Source organism: Arthrobacter sp. A5, assembly GCF_051131705.1.
Taxonomy (GTDB): domain Bacteria; phylum Actinomycetota; class Actinomycetes; order Actinomycetales; family Micrococcaceae; genus Arthrobacter_M.
On the sequence record NZ_CP180316.1, the window covers coordinates 2,942,622 to 2,960,049 of the forward strand.

General features: G+C 65.6%; 11 protein-coding genes and 1 tRNA gene. 4 read left to right on the forward strand and 8 right to left on the reverse strand.

From position 1 onward, the window contains the following. The 5 genes from thrC to ACLLJI_RS13890 form a co-directional block, all read right to left on the reverse strand. Complete coding sequence (thrC, locus tag ACLLJI_RS13870) at nt 1-1,113, reverse strand: threonine synthase (protein ID WP_434613231.1); 1,113 nt, start codon at nt 1,111-1,113, stop codon at nt 1-3. Then, nucleotides 1,113-2,432: a homoserine dehydrogenase gene (locus ACLLJI_RS13875; RefSeq protein WP_434621535.1), complete on the reverse strand. Its 1,320-nt coding sequence runs from the start codon at nt 2,430-2,432 to the stop codon at nt 1,113-1,115. The genes thrC and ACLLJI_RS13875 overlap by 1 nt, the downstream gene beginning before the upstream one ends. Nucleotides 2,433-2,556: 124 nt before the next feature. Further along, nucleotides 2,557-4,116: a diaminopimelate decarboxylase family protein gene (locus ACLLJI_RS13880; protein ID WP_434613234.1), complete on the reverse strand. Its 1,560-nt coding sequence runs from the start codon at nt 4,114-4,116 to the stop codon at nt 2,557-2,559. A gap of 81 nt (nt 4,117-4,197) precedes the next feature. Then, on the reverse strand, nt 4,198-5,844 hold the full coding sequence (argS, locus tag ACLLJI_RS13885; RefSeq protein ID WP_434613236.1) for an arginine--tRNA ligase: 1,647 nt from the start codon (nt 5,842-5,844) through the stop codon (nt 4,198-4,200). A gap of 491 nt (nt 5,845-6,335) precedes the next feature. After that, nucleotides 6,336-7,571 carry an MFS transporter gene (locus ACLLJI_RS13890; protein WP_434613239.1) on the reverse strand — a complete coding sequence of 412 codons (1,236 nt, stop codon included), beginning with the start codon at nt 7,569-7,571 and terminating at the stop codon, nt 6,336-6,338. Between the two features lie 213 nt (nt 7,572-7,784). Between ACLLJI_RS13890 and ACLLJI_RS13895 the strand changes: the two genes are divergently transcribed. The 3 genes from ACLLJI_RS13895 to ACLLJI_RS13905 all read left to right on the forward strand — a co-directional run bounded on the left by ACLLJI_RS13895 (nt 7,785) and on the right by ACLLJI_RS13905 (nt 12,705). Next, nucleotides 7,785-7,857, forward strand: a tRNA-Arg gene (locus tag ACLLJI_RS13895). 184 nt (nt 7,858-8,041) lie between these two features. Further along, a complete protein-coding gene (hrpA, locus tag ACLLJI_RS13900; RefSeq protein WP_434613241.1) occupies nt 8,042-12,109 on the forward strand; it encodes an ATP-dependent RNA helicase HrpA in 4,068 nt (1,355 codons plus the stop codon). A gap of 119 nt (nt 12,110-12,228) precedes the next feature. After that, nucleotides 12,229-12,705, forward strand: coding sequence for a GNAT family N-acetyltransferase (locus ACLLJI_RS13905; RefSeq protein WP_434613244.1), 477 nt, complete (start codon nt 12,229-12,231; stop codon nt 12,703-12,705). Nucleotides 12,706-13,561: 856 nt separating this feature from the next. On the opposite strand, the gene ACLLJI_RS13910 is transcribed toward ACLLJI_RS13905, so the two are convergent. From ACLLJI_RS13910 to ACLLJI_RS13920, 3 genes are all read right to left on the reverse strand, one after another. Beyond that, the gene (locus tag ACLLJI_RS13910; protein WP_434613247.1) at nt 13,562-13,990 is read right to left on the reverse strand and encodes an HIT family protein; all 429 of its coding nucleotides are present in this window, start codon (nt 13,988-13,990) and stop codon (nt 13,562-13,564) included. A 73-nt stretch (nt 13,991-14,063) separates the two neighbouring features. Further along, nucleotides 14,064-14,936: a sulfurtransferase gene (locus tag ACLLJI_RS13915; protein ID WP_434613250.1), complete on the reverse strand. Its 873-nt coding sequence runs from the start codon at nt 14,934-14,936 to the stop codon at nt 14,064-14,066. Nucleotides 14,937-15,082: 146 nt separating this feature from the next. Beyond that, nucleotides 15,083-16,288, reverse strand: coding sequence for a magnesium transporter CorA family protein (locus ACLLJI_RS13920; RefSeq protein WP_434613253.1), 1,206 nt, complete (start codon nt 16,286-16,288; stop codon nt 15,083-15,085). Nucleotides 16,289-16,333: 45 nt separating this feature from the next. Between ACLLJI_RS13920 and ACLLJI_RS13925 the strand changes: the two genes are divergently transcribed. Continuing rightward, on the forward strand, nt 16,334-17,419 hold the full coding sequence (locus ACLLJI_RS13925) for a PLP-dependent cysteine synthase family protein (protein ID WP_434613256.1): 1,086 nt from the start codon (nt 16,334-16,336) through the stop codon (nt 17,417-17,419). The last annotated feature ends 9 nt before the right edge of the window (nt 17,420-17,428 follow it).

Below are 17,428 nucleotides of genomic sequence, written 5' to 3' on the forward strand. Positions count from 1 at the left end.
CTAGGCAGCGCCATCGTCAAGCCCGAGGGCGGCGGCGACGGTAACGACGTCGAACGCCACACTCTGCGGCTCGACCGGGCTTCCGTCCGCATTCTTCAGGGCCCAGTCCGGATCCTTCAGGCCGTGGCCGGTGACCGTGATGACGATCGTCTTGCCCGAGGGCACCTCGCCCGCGGCATGCTTCTTGATGATCCCCGCGACCCCGGCGGCGGAGGCAGGCTCCACGAAGACGCCCTCCTTGGCCGAAAGCCAGCGGTGCGCCTGCAGGATCTGCTCGTCCGTGACGGAATCGATCAGGCCGCCGGACTCGTCCCGGGCCGCGACGGCGAGGTCCCAGGATGCGGGATTGCCGATCCGGATGGCCGTGGCGATGGTGTCCGGCTCGGTGATCGGATGGCCGGCCACGAACGGAGCCGCTCCGGCGGCCTGGAAGCCCCACATGAGCGGGGTTTTGGTGGAAACGGCCGGCAGCGTGCCGGCGGTGGCGGATTCATAGGGAGCGGCATACTCCTTGTAACCCTTCCAATACGCGCTGATGTTGCCCGCGTTGCCGACCGGCAGGACGTGGATGTCCGGGGCATCCCCGAGGCTGTCCACGACTTCAAAGGCGCCCGTCTTCTGGCCCTCGATCCGGGCCGGGTTGACCGAGTTGACCAGGAACACCGGGTAGGAATCGGCCAGCTTGCGGGCAACGTCAAGGCAGTTGTCGAAGTTGCCGTCCACCTGCAGCAGGGTGGCGCCGTGGGCTACCGCCTGGCTGAGTTTGCCCATCGAGATTTTGCCCGCCGGGACCAACACCGCGCAGGTCAGGCCCGCCGCCGTCGCATACGCGGCCGCCGACGCCGAGGTGTTTCCGGTAGACGCGCAGACTACTGCCTTGGCGCCGGCCGCGACGGCCGCCGTCATCGCCATGGTCATGCCGCGGTCCTTGAAGCTGCCGGTCGGGTTCATCCCCTCGACCTTGAGATACACCTCGGATCCGGTCAGCCTCGACAGCGCCCGGGCGTGCACCAGCGGGGTGCCGCCCTCCCCCAGCGTGATCACCCGGGTGGTCTCGGTTACCGGCAAACGCTCTGCATATTCACGGATCACTCCGCGCCACTGGTGAGCCATCAGACTCCCTCCACCCTCAGTACACTCGTTACAGAATTGACGATGTCCAGGCCGGTAATGGCCTGGACGGTTGCCGCCAGCGCGGCCTCGGAGGCGCGATGGGTCACGATCCGCAGTTCGGCGGAGCCGGGCGTAACGCCCGGGACTTCGCGGTGGATTGTCTGGCGCATTGTTTCAATGGAGACGCGGTTCTCCGCAAAAAGCTGCGCGATCCGGGCCAGCACTCCGGGCTGGTCCGCGACGTCCAAGCCGACGCAGTAGCTGGTGCGCACCGCGTCGATGCCCAGCGCCGGCACGTGGCCGGTGGTGGTTTCGGTCCGCCCGGGACCACCGAGCACCAAACGGCGCGCCGCCGAGACGACGTCGCCGAGCACGGCGGACGCAGTCGGCGTTCCGCCCGCGCCCTGACCATAGAACATCAGCTCCCCGGCCGACTCGGCCTCGATGAACACCGCATTAAAGGCACCCCGCACGGCGGCCAGCGGGTGTTCACGCGGCAGCAGCGTGGGGTGGACGCGCACGCACACACCTTCGGTGCCACCGTCGGCCGCTGAAACGCTCAGCTTCTCGGCAATGGCCAACAGTTTAATGACGAAGCCCGCGTCCTTGGCGGCGGCGATGTCCGCGGCCGTGACCGAACTGATGCCCTGGCAGTGCACGTTTTCCAGGGCAAATCGGGTGTGAAATGACAGCGAGGCCAGGATCGCGGCCTTCGCGGCCGCATCATGGCCCTCGACGTCCGCCGTCGGATCCGCCTCGGCGTAGCCCAACCGCTGGGCCTCCTTCAGCGCGTCGTCGAACTGCGCACCGGTGGAGTCCATCTGATCAAGGATGAAGTTCGTGGTGCCGTTGACAATGCCAAGCACGCGGGTGATCTTATCCCCGGCCAGGCTGTCGCGGATGGGACGCAGGATCGGAATGGCCCCTGCCACGGCCGCCTCATAGGAAAGCTGGACGCCGGCGGCATCGGCCTTCTCATACAGCGTCGGTCCGTCGGCGGCCAGCAGCGCCTTGTTGCCCGTCACCACACAGGCACCGTGCTCGATGGCGCTCAGAATCAGGGTCCGGGCCGGTTCGATCCCGCCCAGGAGCTCGATGACAATGTCCGCGCTCTTCACCAGCGCGGCGGCGTCCGTGGTGAACAGTTCCCGCGGCAGCTCCGCGCCGCGCGGCGCGTCGATGGTCCGGACGGCAATACCGGAAAGTTCGAGCCGTGCGCCGGTGCGGGCGGCCAGTGCGTCCGCGTCCTCGAGCAGGATGCGCGCAACCTGCGAGCCCACGTTGCCGCAGCCCAGCAGTGCGACCTTCAGGGTCTTCACGTTCGTTGTCTTCACCTTTTGTGCCTGCACCTTCGGTGATAGTGGTGATGTCTGCTGTGGTGATGTCTGCTGTGGTGATCTCTGCGCGCCCCGGCGCAGGGAAGTGTCGAGCTCCGTCAAGGTATTAGGCCCCTAAATCGCGTGCCAGTAAGTCGTCTTCTGTTTCTCCGCGCACTATCAGCCGTGCGGCACCGTCCCGGACCGCCACCACCGGTGGCCGGGGAACGTAATTGTAGTTACTGGCCAGTGCCCAGCAGTACGCGCCCGTCCCGGGAACCGCGAGCAGATCCCCCGCTGCGACGTCATCGGGCAGATATACATCTCTAACAACAATGTCACCGCTCTCGCAATGTTTGCCCACCACTCGGGACAGTGCAGGCGCGGCCGTCGAGCTGCGGCCGGCCAGCACCGCCGAATATTCCGCGTCGTAGAGCACCGGTCGGGCGTTATCGCTCATACCGCCGTCCACCGACACATAACGCCTTGGCCGCGTAACCTGAGCTTGATCAATAGGGGCAGTGGCAGGCATTTCCACGTTAACCGTCTTCAGCGTGCCCGCCTCGTACAGCGTGAAGGTGGTGCTGCCCACGATGGCGCGGCCCGGTTCGATCGAGATCCGCGGGGCGGTGATACCGAGGGCCGTGCAGGTTTTACGGACGACGGCGGCCATGGCCTGTGCAATCTCGGCGGCCGGGCGCGGGGTGTCCGCTGCCGTATAGGCGATTCCGTAGCCGCCACCCAGATCCAGCTCCGGCAATGTGATGGCGTACTTGCTCTGCATGCGCGCCAGGAAGGTCAGCAACCGCTCTGCGGCAAGCTCAAAGCCTTCCGGTTCAAAGATCTGCGACCCGATGTGGCAATGCAGTCCGAGCAGTTCGATACCCGGAGCCGCTGCCGCCATCGCCACGGCCTGTTCCGCAGCGCTCACTGCCTCGGGGCCACCCCATGCAGCGGACAGGCCTTGTGTAGCTGAGGCAGCCGCGGTGGGGCCGATTCCCGAATTTCGCCCCGTCCCGGGCACGTCAGATGCTGGTGAATCTGCGGCCATGGAGAGGCCGAACTTCTGGTCCTCGTGGGCGGTGGCGATAAATTCGTGCGTATGTGCGTGTACTCCAGGGGTCAGCCGCAGCAGCACCTTCGCGCGCTCGCCGCGTCCGCCGGCGATGGCCGCCACCCGCTCCAGCTCGGGCAGGCTGTCCACCACGATGCGACCCAGCTTCATGTCCAGCGCACGGTTGATCTCGGCGTCGGACTTGTTATTGCCATGCAGGCCCAGCTTGTTTCCGCTCAGCCCGGCGCGCGCCGCCACGGCCAGCTCACCGCCAGAGCAGGTGTCCAGGCGCAGGCCCTCGCTGTCCACCCAGCGGGCGATCTCGATGCTCAGGAACGCCTTGCCCGCGTAATAGACGTCCACCCCGCCGCAGATGTTCGCGAAGGCGGCCTCAAAGGAATCCTTGAAATCCCGGGCACGCCGGCGGAAGTCCGCCTCGGAGATCACAAAGAGCGGCGTCCCGAATTCCTTTTTCAGGTCCGCCACGGTGACCCCCGCCGCGGTGAGCTGACCATCAGACCCCCGGACGACGTCGTGCGCCCACATCACCGGCGTGAGCTCGTTGACGTCAGTCGGGTACGGCAGCCAAGCCGGCGCCAGCTCGGACCCGGACGATGCCCGATTCACAGGCATTGTCGGATCAGGCGCTGTCGGATCAGGCGCTGTCGGCACTGGCACTGCCGGATTCACGGATATCCCCTCAGCCATGGCCGGTTACATCCGCTCCGGCGCCGAAACACCGAGCAGGCCCAGGCCATTGGCGAGCACCTGCTCCGTGGCGTCATTGAGCCACAGGCGCGTGCAATTGATATCGGTGATTTCCGCATCGCCCACCGGCGCGACGCGGCAGACGTCATACCAGCGGTGGTACGAACCGGCAATGACTTCCAGGTGCCGGGCTACGCGGTGCGGCTCGCGGAACCGCGCAGCGTCGGCGACGACGGACGGGTAGGCGCCCAGCCGGGCCAACAGCTCTGACTCCGTCGCATGGTTCAGTGCGCCGGCGTCGAACGCCGTCCGCTGCACCCCGGCAGCCCCGGCATTACGCGCCACCGCGCTCGTGCGGGCGTGCGCATACTGGACGTAGAAGACCGGATTTTCATTCGTGTTCTTCTGCAGCACCTCGGGCTCCAGAGACATCGGCGAATTGGCCGGTGAGCGGCCCAGCGAGTAACGCAGCGCGTCGGCGCCGAGCCAGTCCAGCAGATCCCGCAGCTCCACTATATTGCCGGCGCGCTTGGACAGCCGCGCACCGTTGACCGAGACCATCTGCCCGATCAGCACCTCAATGTTGACGTCCGGATCATCCCCCGCACAGGCCGCAATGGCCTTGAGTCGGCCGATGTATCCGTGGTGGTCGGCGCCCAGCAGGTAAATTTTCTCCGTGAAGCCGCGGTCCTTCTTCGACAGGTAATACGCGGCATCGGCGGCGAAATACGTCGGCTCGCCGTTGGCCCGAATCAGCACCCTGTCCTTGTCGTCGCCGAAATCCGTAGTGCGCAGCCAGACCGCGCCCTCTTCGTCAAAAACGTGGCCCTGGACGCGCAGCCGGTCCACCGCCGCCTCGATGGCGCCATTGTGCAGATTCTGCTCGGCAAAGTAAACGTCGAATTCCACCCCGAAATCTGCCAGTGTTTCCCGGATATCCGCCATCTGCGCCTGGTAGGCGGCGGCGCGCACCACCGGCAGCGCCGCTTCGTCGGTCAGCTCGCGGATATCCGGATGGGCGGTGAGCACCTGCTTGGCCAGATCGTCAATGTAACGGCCCGGGTAGCCTCCCTCCGGCGTCGGCTTTCCCTGGATGGAAGCCAGCACGGAAGCGCCGAAATTATTCATCTGGGAGCCTGCATCATTGATGTAGTACTCCTTGGTCACCTGCGCGCCGCTGGCTGCCAGCACGCGGGCAATGGAATCGCCGACGGCGGCCCAACGGGTATGCGCCAGGTGCAGCGGACCGGTGGGGTTAGCTGAGACGAACTCCATATTAATAACGTGGCCGGCCAGCGCATCGTTCACGCCGTAGTCGTGCCCAGCCTCCACGATGGCCTTCGCCAGGGCGCCGGCAGCGGCGGCTTCCACCGTGATGTTCAGAAATCCGGGGCCGGCGATTTCCACTTTGGCCACGCCCGCGATGTCCGCCAGCCGCGTGCTGAGAATTTCGGCAACCTTCCGCGGCGGAATACCCGCCGGCTTGGCCAGCTGCAGGGCGATGCTGGTGGCCCAATCGCCGTGCTCACGGCTCTTCGGGCGCTCCACCCGTACCTCATCGGGGACGGCTCCGGTCGGGACGGTCAGGTCACCGGCGTCGATGGCGGCTCTGAGGCAGACGGTAATGGCGGCAGAAAGTTCTTCAGGAGTCACCTGTCAATCATAGGGTGGGCCGTCCTGGCGCCCGTAATCGCGTCTGTTCCTGCGGATGGCGCGACGGCACCGCATCGAATCCAGGGACAGGCACGGGATTCACGGCAAATTCCAGCAGCCCCGCAGCTCACCCATGCCCCCAAAGGGATGCACCCGACCCGTTAATAACCGGTCGGGCATCAGCGGTCTGGTCACTGACCAGCGCCGGTGATCACCTACTGGGACACATCAGCATTCCTGCCTGTGCTGGTCAACGAGCCTGGGTCCGAGAGTTACCAAAGAGCATGGAACTCCTCGACAGCGGCGGTGTCAAAGGGTCTGCTCTATGTCGAATGTACGGCGGAGAATGTACGGCCGGGCTGATGCTGGCCGCGGACGCGGTGGCCGTACTTCAATCCGAGGTAACGAGCTCCAGGCGTGGCTGGCAGCGGCGCCACGCCTTCAAGGGTTCTGCTTTCACGCGTCCCGGGGACACAGGCTAACAACGCTGGTCAGCCCACAGGGACTGCTTCGTCCTCCAGGTACCGCGGCTTGCAGGCGAAAAAGGCCCCGCTGACCAGCAGTAACAGTGTGCCGAAGAGAAACAGAAAGGGAACCAGCCAGCTCCCCGTTCCTTCGTGCAGCATGCCGAAGAACAGCGGTCCAGTGCACGCCAGCGCGTAACCGGCACCTTGGCTGAACCCGGAGAGAGCCCCGGCACCGGCCCGGGTTCTGGTTCTGTGGTTGATCAGCAGCAAGGACAGCGGGAAGGTCCCCGGGCCCATGCCGGCCAACACGACCCACAGCCAGGTCCCGGTAGCGGGCGCCAGCAGCAGGCCGAGATACCCGCCGACAAAGCAGCCTAAAAACACTAGTACCAGCGGAAACGGATTCTTCATTCGTGAGGCAACGAGCGGCACCAGCAGGCTCAGCGGCAGGCCGACGCCGGCGAAGAGAGCGAGCATACTGCCAGCCTCCGCCCTGCCGAGCCCCGCGTCGGTCAAAATCCCCGGCAGCCAAGCGAACATGGCATACGTGTTCAGCGATGTGCAGCCGAACATCAGCGTCAGGCCGATGGCCAGGGGCGAGCGCCAGGAACGGATTTTGGTCACCCTGACGATGGCGGCCGACTTAACCGCCGTCGCGCTGCCCTGGCGGGTGGAGGCCGCTTCCGGGGAAACCGGAGCCACGGCGGCACCCGGCGGCACTCGATTCGGTTTGTGCCCGATCAGCATGACCAGCCAGGGCACCGCAGCCATGACATTGACGCCGGCCCAGAGCGCCAGGGAAAACTGCCAACCCGCCGCGTCCGCCACCGGCACGGCCAGCTGAGCGGGCAAAGCGGTACCCGCACTCAACACGGTGACATATAGGGCCGTCATCAGGCCGATCCGATCCGGAAAATACTGCTTGACCAGGGGCGGCAGCAGCACGTTTCCCGCGCCCAGTCCGGCCAGGGCAATTACGGAAAAAAGCAAAAACAGTCCAGTGTTGGGCACCAGCACCCGGCAGATCTGGCCGACAATGGCGACAAACATGGCAATAACTGTCAGCCTCTCCAGGCTGGCCCATCTGATGACATACGGTGTCAGGAAACCGAACACGGCGAAGGCAGCTGTGGGCAGCATACCCAGCACGCCGATCACCGAGCCATTCAGCGGCAGATCGTGGTCAATTGTTGAGACCAGGGGTGGAACAACCGTCACGGCGGTGCGAAGCGTCAGTGCGACCAGCAATATCCCCGCCACGAGCAGCCAGCGGGGGCGAATTCCTTTGTTTACCACGCCCTAGACGTTACCCGGGATCCGGACGTCTCCCCTTCCTGTCCGTTCCCCACGCCATCTCCGGCCCCCGCCGTCCCCGCTGCACCCGTCTTCGGGAGACGCCGTCGTCCGCGTTTCTTTGCACCGTCCGCACCTGATAAACTAATTCAGTTCCCGCAGGTGGCCCACAGTCACCTTGCCTTCGTAGCTCAGGGGATAGAGCGTCCGCCTCCGGAGCGGAAGGTCGTAGGTTCGAATCCTATCGAGGGCACGACAGAAGTCCGCAGTCAGAATGACCCCGCCAGTTCACCGAACCGGCGGGGTTTTTCGCGCCCAGCCCCAACTGGGTCGCACTTGTGGCACTCAAAACGCGGAATGGATGCGCTATCTGCTACTTAGTTGGGTCGGAGGCTGGGTCAGCGATTGGCGGAGACGGCCGATAAACTGGAGGCACAATGACTTTGACTATCCAGTACCCGCCCGAGCTGCCGGTCTCGGAGCGCCGCGAGGATCTCATGGCCGCCATCGCTGCCAATCAGGTCACCATTATCGCCGGGGAAACCGGATCCGGGAAGACCACCCAGATTCCCAAGATGTGCCTGGAACTGGGGCTTGCCGAGAAGGGCCTGATCGGCCACACGCAGCCTCGCCGGCTCGCCGCGCGGACAGTCGCGGAGCGGATCGCGAGCGAACTCGACGTCGAATTGGGCGCCGAGGTGGGTTTTCAGGTCCGATTCACCGGCCATGTCGGCCCGCAGACGAAGATCAAGCTGATGACGGATGGAATCCTGCTGGCGGAGATCCAGCGCGACCGGCTGCTGCGCCGTTATTCGACCCTGATCATCGACGAGGCGCACGAGCGCAGCCTGAACATCGATTTCATCCTGGGCTATCTTAAGCAGATTCTGCCCAAGCGGCCGGATCTGAAGGTCGTCATCACCTCTGCCACGATTGATCCGCAGCGCTTCGCGGCGCACTTCGCCACCGCGGCGGGTCCGGCTCCGATCGTCGAGGTGTCCGGGCGAACGTATCCGGTGGAAATCCGGTACCGCCCGCTGAGCGGTCCGGCGATGGAGGACGACGACGGCGACGCCACCGATGAGGGCAACAGTGAGGACCGCGACCCGCTGGACGCCGTCTGTGACGCAGTGGATGAACTGGCCAAGGAGACACCGGGCGATGTCCTGATTTTCTTTTCCGGCGAACGCGAGATCCGCGATGCGGCCGAGGCTCTACGCGGCCGGGCCAAATCAGCCCCGCTGAACTCCGGGTTGCGGGAGACGGAGATCCTGCCGCTCTTTGCCCGCCTTTCCCTCGCCGAGCAGCATGCGGTGTTCACGCCGGGGAAAGGCGCCAAGGCCCGACGCCGGATTGTGCTGGCCACGAACGTGGCGGAAACCTCCCTGACGGTCCCCGGCATTAAGTACGTCATCGATCCCGGCACGGCGCGGATCTCACGCTATTCGCACCGCACCAAGGTCCAGCGGCTGCCGATTGAAAAGGTCTCGCAGGCCTCGGCGAACCAGCGTTCGGGCCGGTGCGGCCGTGTTTCCGACGGCATCTGCATCCGGCTGTACTCGGAGGAGGATTTCGCCAGCCGGCGCGAATTCACCGACCCGGAGATTTTGCGCACCAACCTCGCAGCGGTCATTTTGCAGATGACCTCCATGGGGGTTGCCCAGGGCCCCAAGGACGTAGCGGATTTCCCCTTCGTGGAGCCGCCGGATTCGAAGGCCATTGCCGACGGCGTCACCTTGTTGCGCGAGCTCGGCGCCGTCACCGCCCAGGGCGCCATTACCGCCGTCGGCCGTCAGCTCGCCCAGCTGCCGGTGGATCCCCGGCTGGGACGGATGATTGTGGAGGCCGGGAAGCGCGGCTGTGCACGCGAGGTGATGATTCTCGCCGCCGCACTGACCATCCAGGATCCGCGGGAGCGCCCGCAGGCCGAGAGTGGAAAGCAGCAGCTGGCTGCTGAAAAGCACAAGCGGTTTACCGACGAAATCTCCGACTTCACGGGTTTTCTGAACCTCTGGCGGTATCTGCAGGCGAAGCAGGAGGAGCTTTCCTCCACAGCCTTCCGCCGGCTTTGTAAGGCCGAGTTCATTAATTTCCTGCGCGTCCGCGAATGGCAGGATCTCTTCGCCCAATTGCGCCAGCTGGCCAAACCTCTCGGGATTGCGCTGGCCCCGGGTGAGGTGGACGCCGTGGGACAGCACACCGAAATCCACATCAGCCTGCTGGCCGGATTGCTCAGCCACATAGGTCTCTACGATCCGCGCAAACGCGAATACGCCGGCGCCCGCGGCTCCCGTTTCGCCATCTTCCCTGGCTCCGCGCTGTTCAAGAAGTCCCCGGACTGGGTGATGGCTGCCGAGCTGGTGGAAACCTCACGTCTGTGGGCCCGCGTTGCCGCAAAGTTTGACCCGCTCTGGGCCGAGCAGGTGGCACCTGATTTAGTCAAGCGCAGCTTCAGCGAGCCGCACTGGTCTAAGAAAATGGGCTCCGTAATGGCGTACGAGAAGGTGACGCTCTACGGCGTCCCGATCGTCCCGCAGCGCCGGATCAACTACGGCCGCATCGATGCCGAACTCAGCCGGGAGCTGTTCATCCGTCATGCGCTGGTGGAGGGGGATTGGAACACGCATCATAAGTTCTTCCATCGAAATCAGGCGCTGCTGGCCGAGGTCGAAGAGCTGGAAACGCGGATGCGCCGCCGGGACCTGCGCGTGGACGACGAGACGCTCTTCGCCTTCTATGATGAGCGCGTCGGGTCCGAGGTGGTCTCCGAGCGGCACTTTGACAAGTGGTGGAAAGCCACGCGGCAGGATCATCCCACGCTGCTGGACTTCGATCCTGACGTGCTGATGGCCGACGACGCCGCCGGCCTTGACGAGGCGGCCTTCCCCAAGGTCTGGCGGCAGGACGGTTTCGAATTCCCGCTCTCCTACGAGTTCCATCCCACTGCTCCCGGCTCGGCCCCCAATCCTTCCGACGGCGTGACCGCCCAGGTACCGGTTTTGTTCCTGAACCAGCTCACCGAGGCACCTTTCCGCTGGCAGATTCCCGGCCTCCGAGCGGAACTGGTCACGGCGTTGATCAAGTCCCTGCCCAAACAGATCAGGAAGAATTTCATCCCGGCGCCGGACGTTGCACGAGCCGCCACCGCTGCGCTCACCGCGGACTTCGACCCGGCCACAGACACCCTGGAGCCCTCCCTGGAACTGGCCTTGCGCCGGCTCAAGGGACACGTCATTCCACCGGGATCATGGAACTGGGACGCCGTTCCGGTGCATCTGCGGATGACCTTCCAGGTGGTGGACCGCAACGGCCGGATCCTCGGCGAAGGTACTGATCTGGCCCGGCTGCAGGACGAGCTGGCCGGCGCCACCCGGCGCGCCATCGCGGAATCCCTCGGGGCGACACCGAAGACAACGCGCGGCCCCGGATCAGGCGACAGCCGCGGATCCAGCCCGTCAGGTCCGGCCCGCGCCGGCGCCGCCCGCGGCGGTGCCACCGGTGCCGGTCAGCGGGCGAACGTCGAACGCGCGCGTGGAAATGAAGGTGCCGAAGGACCTGGCTCCGCCAACGGGGCGGCCTCCGCCAACGGGTCAACCGCCAACGGGGCAACCGCCAACGGGGCAGCTGTCCAGGAGCGCTCCGGGCTGACCGAATGGTCCGTCGGCACGCTCAACCGGGACGTCAAGCGGCTGGTCGCCGGCCACACCGTCACGGGCTACCCTGCCCTGGTTGATGAAGGAGCCAGCGTTGGCCTGCGGATTTTCCAGACCGAGCCGGAGCAGCTCGTCGCCATGCGAGGCGGCGTCATCAAACTGCTGGCCCTTCGCGTCCCCTCCCCCGACCGGTACGTGCTGGAGCATCTGAGCAACAACGAGAAGCTCACCTTCAGCCAGAACCCGCACGGCAGCGTGTCCTCGCTCATAGCGGACTGCACGCTGGCCGCCGTGGACAAACTGACACCGGAGTCACTCCCCTGGTCGTCTGCGGAATTCGATGCCCTCTACGAGGTGGTCCGCGCGGAACTGATCGATACGGTCTTCACCGTTACCGCCGTCGTCGAACGCATTCTGGCCAGTACGCGCCGGATCGAAAAGCAGCTCAAGGGCACCACCAGCCTGGCCCTGATTTCCGCGCTCAACGACATCAAGGCCCAGCTGGAGCTGCTGCTTTATCCCGGCTTCGTGGCGCGCACCGGGTATGCCCAACTGGCCATGCTCCCGCGCTATCTGAGCGCCATTGAACGCCGGCTGGAAAAACTTCCCACCAACGTCCAGCGCGACGGGTTGAATATGGCCGTAATCCAGCGCTTGGAAGATGAGCACGACGACGCCGTGTCGGCCTCGGTGCCCGGCCGCAATCAGCGGCCGGACGCCGCCCTTGTACACATCCGCTGGATGATCGAAGAGCTCCGGGTGAGCCTGTTCGCCGTCGAGCTCGGCACGGCCTATCCGGTCTCCGAAAAGCGCATCCGGACGGCATTAAACAAGGTCTTGGCGCCGGCGTGACGACGCCGCGCGTGCAGATTAAGCTGCCGCCTACTGTCCTGGACGCCGGTCCGGTGCTGCTGCGGCGGCTCGGGTACGAGGCTAGGCAGTTGACAGATGCACTGCTGAACGATGCACTAATGACAGATTCACAGCTGGAACAGGCGCTCTCCGAATGTGCCGATGTGGTGACCTGGACGTATTATCCGGCGCACCTCACCATGGAACAGGCCCAGGCCCGAGTTGTTCGTGCACAGGAGTCCGCCGCCGCCGGCATCAGCGCCCGGTACGTGCTGGAACATGACGGTACTGCAGTGGGAACGGCAGGGCTCAAAAACAGCGACGACGCTCCCGAAATCTTCTATGCGCTGCTTCCCGCCGGCCGCGGGCAAGGCACCGCGACGGCCGCCGTAAATGCCCTTACCGCCTGGGCGCTCTCCGCCGGTGCGCCGTACGTGGCCTTGTGGACGCAAATCGGCAACCATGCCAGCGAGCGAGTGGCCGAGCGGACCGGTTTCCGCTGCGCGGACGTGCACAGGGCGGACGCCGGAACCGCCATCCCGGCGGAGGCCGAAGATTTCCCCGGGCCGCGGTTGTGGACCCGGTTCCCCGGTTAGATCCAGCACAGTCCCGACAATTGCCGCGAGGGCTGGTGCCGACGAAACAGTCATGCTGACTGAGGCCGAGGAAGCGGCACGTGACGAGGCATGGGTCGTCATTTCCGAGACGGCGACCAGGGGACTGATGGGCCGATTGGCCGCTGCCATGCGGCCGCATCTGGAAGAGCTCGGAGATGGACCGCCCTCGGCCCGAATCACAGGCTTCCTGGCCGCTGGCTTTGGAGTTACAGCGCAACTCCCACCTGAGCGGCAGGTCGCTTGGCGGGAACTGGCCTCCGACCTGCTCAGGCATCTGGCTGAACACGGGACGGGGCTACTCATAACCATCGACGAGATTCACGCGGTCGATCGGCAAGAACTGACGGAGCTGGCCGTCGTCGTGCAGCACCTGATCCGGGAGGACCTGCCGATCAGCCTGGTTATGGCCGGCATCCCCAAAGCCGTATCTGACCTTCTAAACGAGGATGTTTCTACATTCCTCCGGCGCGCCGATCAGGTCGACCTGCGGGACGTCCCCAGTCCTGATGTCCGCGATGCGCTTGCAACGACCTTTAGCGACACAGGGGTGACGATCCGTGATGATCAGCTCGATCGTGCTGCCGAAACCACCGGGGATTATCCGTTTCTCATCCAGCTTGTTGGCTACCACATTTGGCGGCTGAGCAAAAACGGAACTCTCACTGACACAGCCGTCTCCGAAGACGTAGAGAAGGCCCGACGACGGTTGGGCGCGACCGTCCTGCAGGCTGGACTTCGCCGTCCCGCTTCTGCGGCAGTACCTGCGGGAACATGCAGCTTCGAAGTATCAGCCGAACTTGCCCTGATTTCCGCCCCGCACGGTCCTGGGGTTCGGTCAGCCTTCCGGAACGAACTCCCCGTGTCCGGCATTCCGGAGCGCCGCCCGAAGCTTCTGCGCATTGACGTCCATAACGGCCGGGTCCGGAGCGTTGTCCACCCGGCTGAAATCGAAGTCCGCCATCGAGTACGCCGGGAAAATGTGGACGTGCAGGTGCTCCACTTCGAATCCGGCGATGACCAGTCCGGCACGGTCCGCCCCGAAGGCCTGAACCTGTGCCTGGCCGATCGTCTGCGCCACGGCGGTGAGCCGGGCCAACAACGGCGCAGGCGCGTCTGTCCAGCGGTCGATTTCCTCCCGCGGCACCACCAGGGTGTGCCCGTCGGTAAGAGGCCCGATGGTCAGAAACGCCACCAGGTCATCGTCCTTCCAGACAAAGCGTCCGGGAATCTCGCCGGCGATGATCCGGCTGAACAGTGTTGCCATGATGCGTCCTTAGAGGGTCGAAGTGTATGACAAACGGTACTTCAGATCGGCTGCAACCATCCGGTCGAAGGCCTCATCCGGCATGTCGGCGCCCACCGGGTTCGGCCCCGGTGGCGACGGGCAGCCCGGCGTGGCTGGACCAGGCGGACCAGGACCCGGGGAAAAGCGCGGCGCGAATGCCGGCAATTTCCAGCGCCGCGATCTCGTGCGCTGCAGTGACTCCCGAACCGCAGTACACGGCAATGGGAGCCGCTGCCGTCACCCCCAGAGCGGCGAACCGCGCAGCCAATTCTTCGGCCGGGAGGAAACGCCGGTCCGCGGACAGGTTCTGCGACGTCGGCGCGCTCACGGCTCCCGGAATATGGCCGGCCCGCGGGTCCACCGGCTCGGTTTCGCCACGGTACCGCTCGCCGGCGCGGGCATCGAGCAGGATCCCGGTGGCCGCCCACTCCGCGACATCCTTGAAACCCCTTGCCCCCATGCCCACCACGGGCATCCGGCCGGAGGACAGGACGACGTCGCCGGCAGCGGGCTGCTCGTCGTCGGTGGCGAGCGGGCATCCGGCAGCGCGCCACGCGCCCAACCCGCCGTTCAACAGCAAGACCCGGTCAAAACCGGCGTCCCGCAGCAGCCACCAGAGCCGCGCCGCGGAGGTGCTGCCGCCGTCGTCGTACGCCACCACGGTGTCGCCGTCACTGATCCCCCAGCGCCGCGCCGACTCCGCGAAAGCGCGCGGTTCGGGGAGCGGATGCCTGCCCTGCTGCGGGCTCCCCGGCCCGGACAGGTCGGCTTCCAGATCCACGTACACCGCCCCCGGGATGTGTACGCGGAGGTAATCCGCGCGGCCGTCGGGATCGCCCAAGGCCCAGCGGACGTCCAGCAGCACCGTCCGCAGGCCCACATCCATCCTTTCCTGCAGCGCGGATACCTCGATCAGCGTTGTCATCGCCTCTCCTTCGATTCGGTTGTGCTCCGTACGCCGGTGAATGTCCGAAACCCGCTGCGCGGGGGCGGCTCCGTGACCAGCTGCCCGCGGCCCTGACGGTTCCACGCCGGCCGCGGCCGGCGGAACATGGATCCTCCGGTCGGCCGTCAGAGCCAGTTCTTCCGTTTGAAAATTGCATACAGCCCGACCGACAGCAGCGCCATCAGGACGGCTGCCAGCACCGCACCCCACTGCGTGCCGACGCCGGGATAGGGCACGTTCATGCCGTAAAAACCGGTGATCGCCGTGGGCACGGCAATAATGGCTGCCCAGCTGGTCACCTTTTTCATGATCACGTTCATATTGTTGCCCTGAATGGTCAGGAACGTCTGCAGCACGTTATTGACCATATCCCGGGCGGATTCAGTCCAGTCCACGGCCCGGAGCACATGGTCGTAGACGTCCTGGAAATAGGGGAGCAGCTCGGCGTTCGGCGGGGCCAGCCCCGGCTGCGGCGCGGATTGGTGCCGGAGCACGGCACTGAGGACCTCACGCATCGGAATCAGCACCCGGCGCAGGCTGGTCAGCTCCTTATGCAAACGGAAACTGCGCAGCTGGACATCCTGCGGCCGGTGGGCAAACAGCAGCGACCCCAGATCATCGGCGCAGGCATCCAGCGCCTCGGCGGCCTCCAGCTGCCGGTCCACCAGATAGTCCAGCAGACTGTAGACCAGGAATCCCGATCCGCGGTGACAGATGTCCGCGTTCTCCTCCGCCCGACGCAGCACCTCGTCCGCGTCAAAACCACTGCCGCCGGGGACCACCACCACCACGCTGTCGGTGATGAAGGCCGAAACCTCGGTGCTGCGCAGCCGGGGATCCAGCAACGCCCCGGACTCCTCCGGGCCGCCGTCCACTGCCGACTCCGCAGGGCCGACGTCCCCGTTTCGCACCGGGTTCTGCTCCTGGTCCACACCCCCGACCTGCTCCCCCGCCAAACCACCGCTGCCGCCTCCCCTACTGGCGCCGTCGGCCCCGCCTATACCGCCGCCGTCGGCCCTACCAGCACCACCGCCGGTCCGCCCGCCGGCGCGTGCGTTGGGTGCTTCTCCCACAGCCGTGACATAGGCAGTCAGGAAGAAATGATCGCCATACGTTTCCAGCTTGGGCCGCTGCCGCGTCCCCAGCACATCCTCGACCGCCAGCTTATGGAAACCCAGCTGGTCCCGCAGCGCCTCGATGGTTTCCGGATCCGGCGAATCCAGATCGATCCAGACCGTTGCGTCCGGGTCCTTTGCCAGCCGGCCCAGCTGGTCCAACGGGACCTTTTCATCGGTGGCACGGCCGTCGCGGTAGACCCTGATTCGCAGCATTGAACCACTCTATCCGCGCCGCCCCAGTACGTTACGCTGGCGTCTATGCACACAGCCAGCAGCGTCTCCGCACGCGCCTGGGCGGACGACGCCCTGCGCCTGATCATGGCCGAAAACAACCGCTCGGCCGACACCCATCTCTACGCCGTCCCACTGCCGGAGGACTGGGGCGTGCGGCTCTACCTCAAGGACGAGTCAACCCATCATTCCGGCAGCCTCAAACACCGGCTGGCCCGCTCCCTTTTCCTGTTCGGCCTGGTGAACGGCTGGATCACGCAGGGCACCACCATCGTAGAGGCCAGCTCCGGTAGCACCGCGGTCTCCGAGGCGTACTTCGCCCGGATGCTGGGACTGCCGTTTATCGCAGTCATGACGCGCACCACCAGCACGGAAAAAATCGCCCTGATCGAGCGGTCCGGCGGCCGGTGCCATTTTGTCGACCGTTCAGATCAGGTGTACGACGTCGCCGGCCGGCTCGCCGCTGAATGCGGCGGTCACTATATGGACCAGTTCACCTACGCCGAGCGGGCCACCGATTGGCGCGGCAACAACAACATTGCCGAGTCCATCTTCGGCCAGCTGGCCATGGAAGAGTACCCGGCCCCCCGCTGGATCGTCGTCGGCGCCGGCACCGGCGGCACCAGCGCCACCATCGGCCGGTACCTGCGCTACACCCGCCACGCGACAACGCTCGCCGTGGTGGATCCGGAAAATTCCGCGTTCTACCCCGCGTGGAAGACCGGCGACACCGGGCACACCACCGGCATGCCGTCCCGCATCGAGGGCATCGGCCGCTCCCGGATGGAGCCCAGCTTCATTCCCTCGGTGATTGACCACATGATCCAGGTGCCGGATGCGGCGTCGGTTGCGGCCATGCAGCACCTTCGCCGTCTCAGCGGCCTGCACGCCGGGCCCTCCACAGGGACCAATCTGTGGGGTGTCTGGCAGCTCATTGCGCAGATGATCGCTGACGGCGAGCGCGGCAGCGTGGTTTCCCTGATGTGTGACGGCGGCGACAGGTATGCGGGCAGCTATAACGATCCGGCGTGGCTGGCGGAAAAGGGCCTGGAGCCCGGCGCGCACGCCGCGACGATCGAGCGGCTCTTCGCGACCGGCCGCTGGGAAGCCTAACCGGCTTCA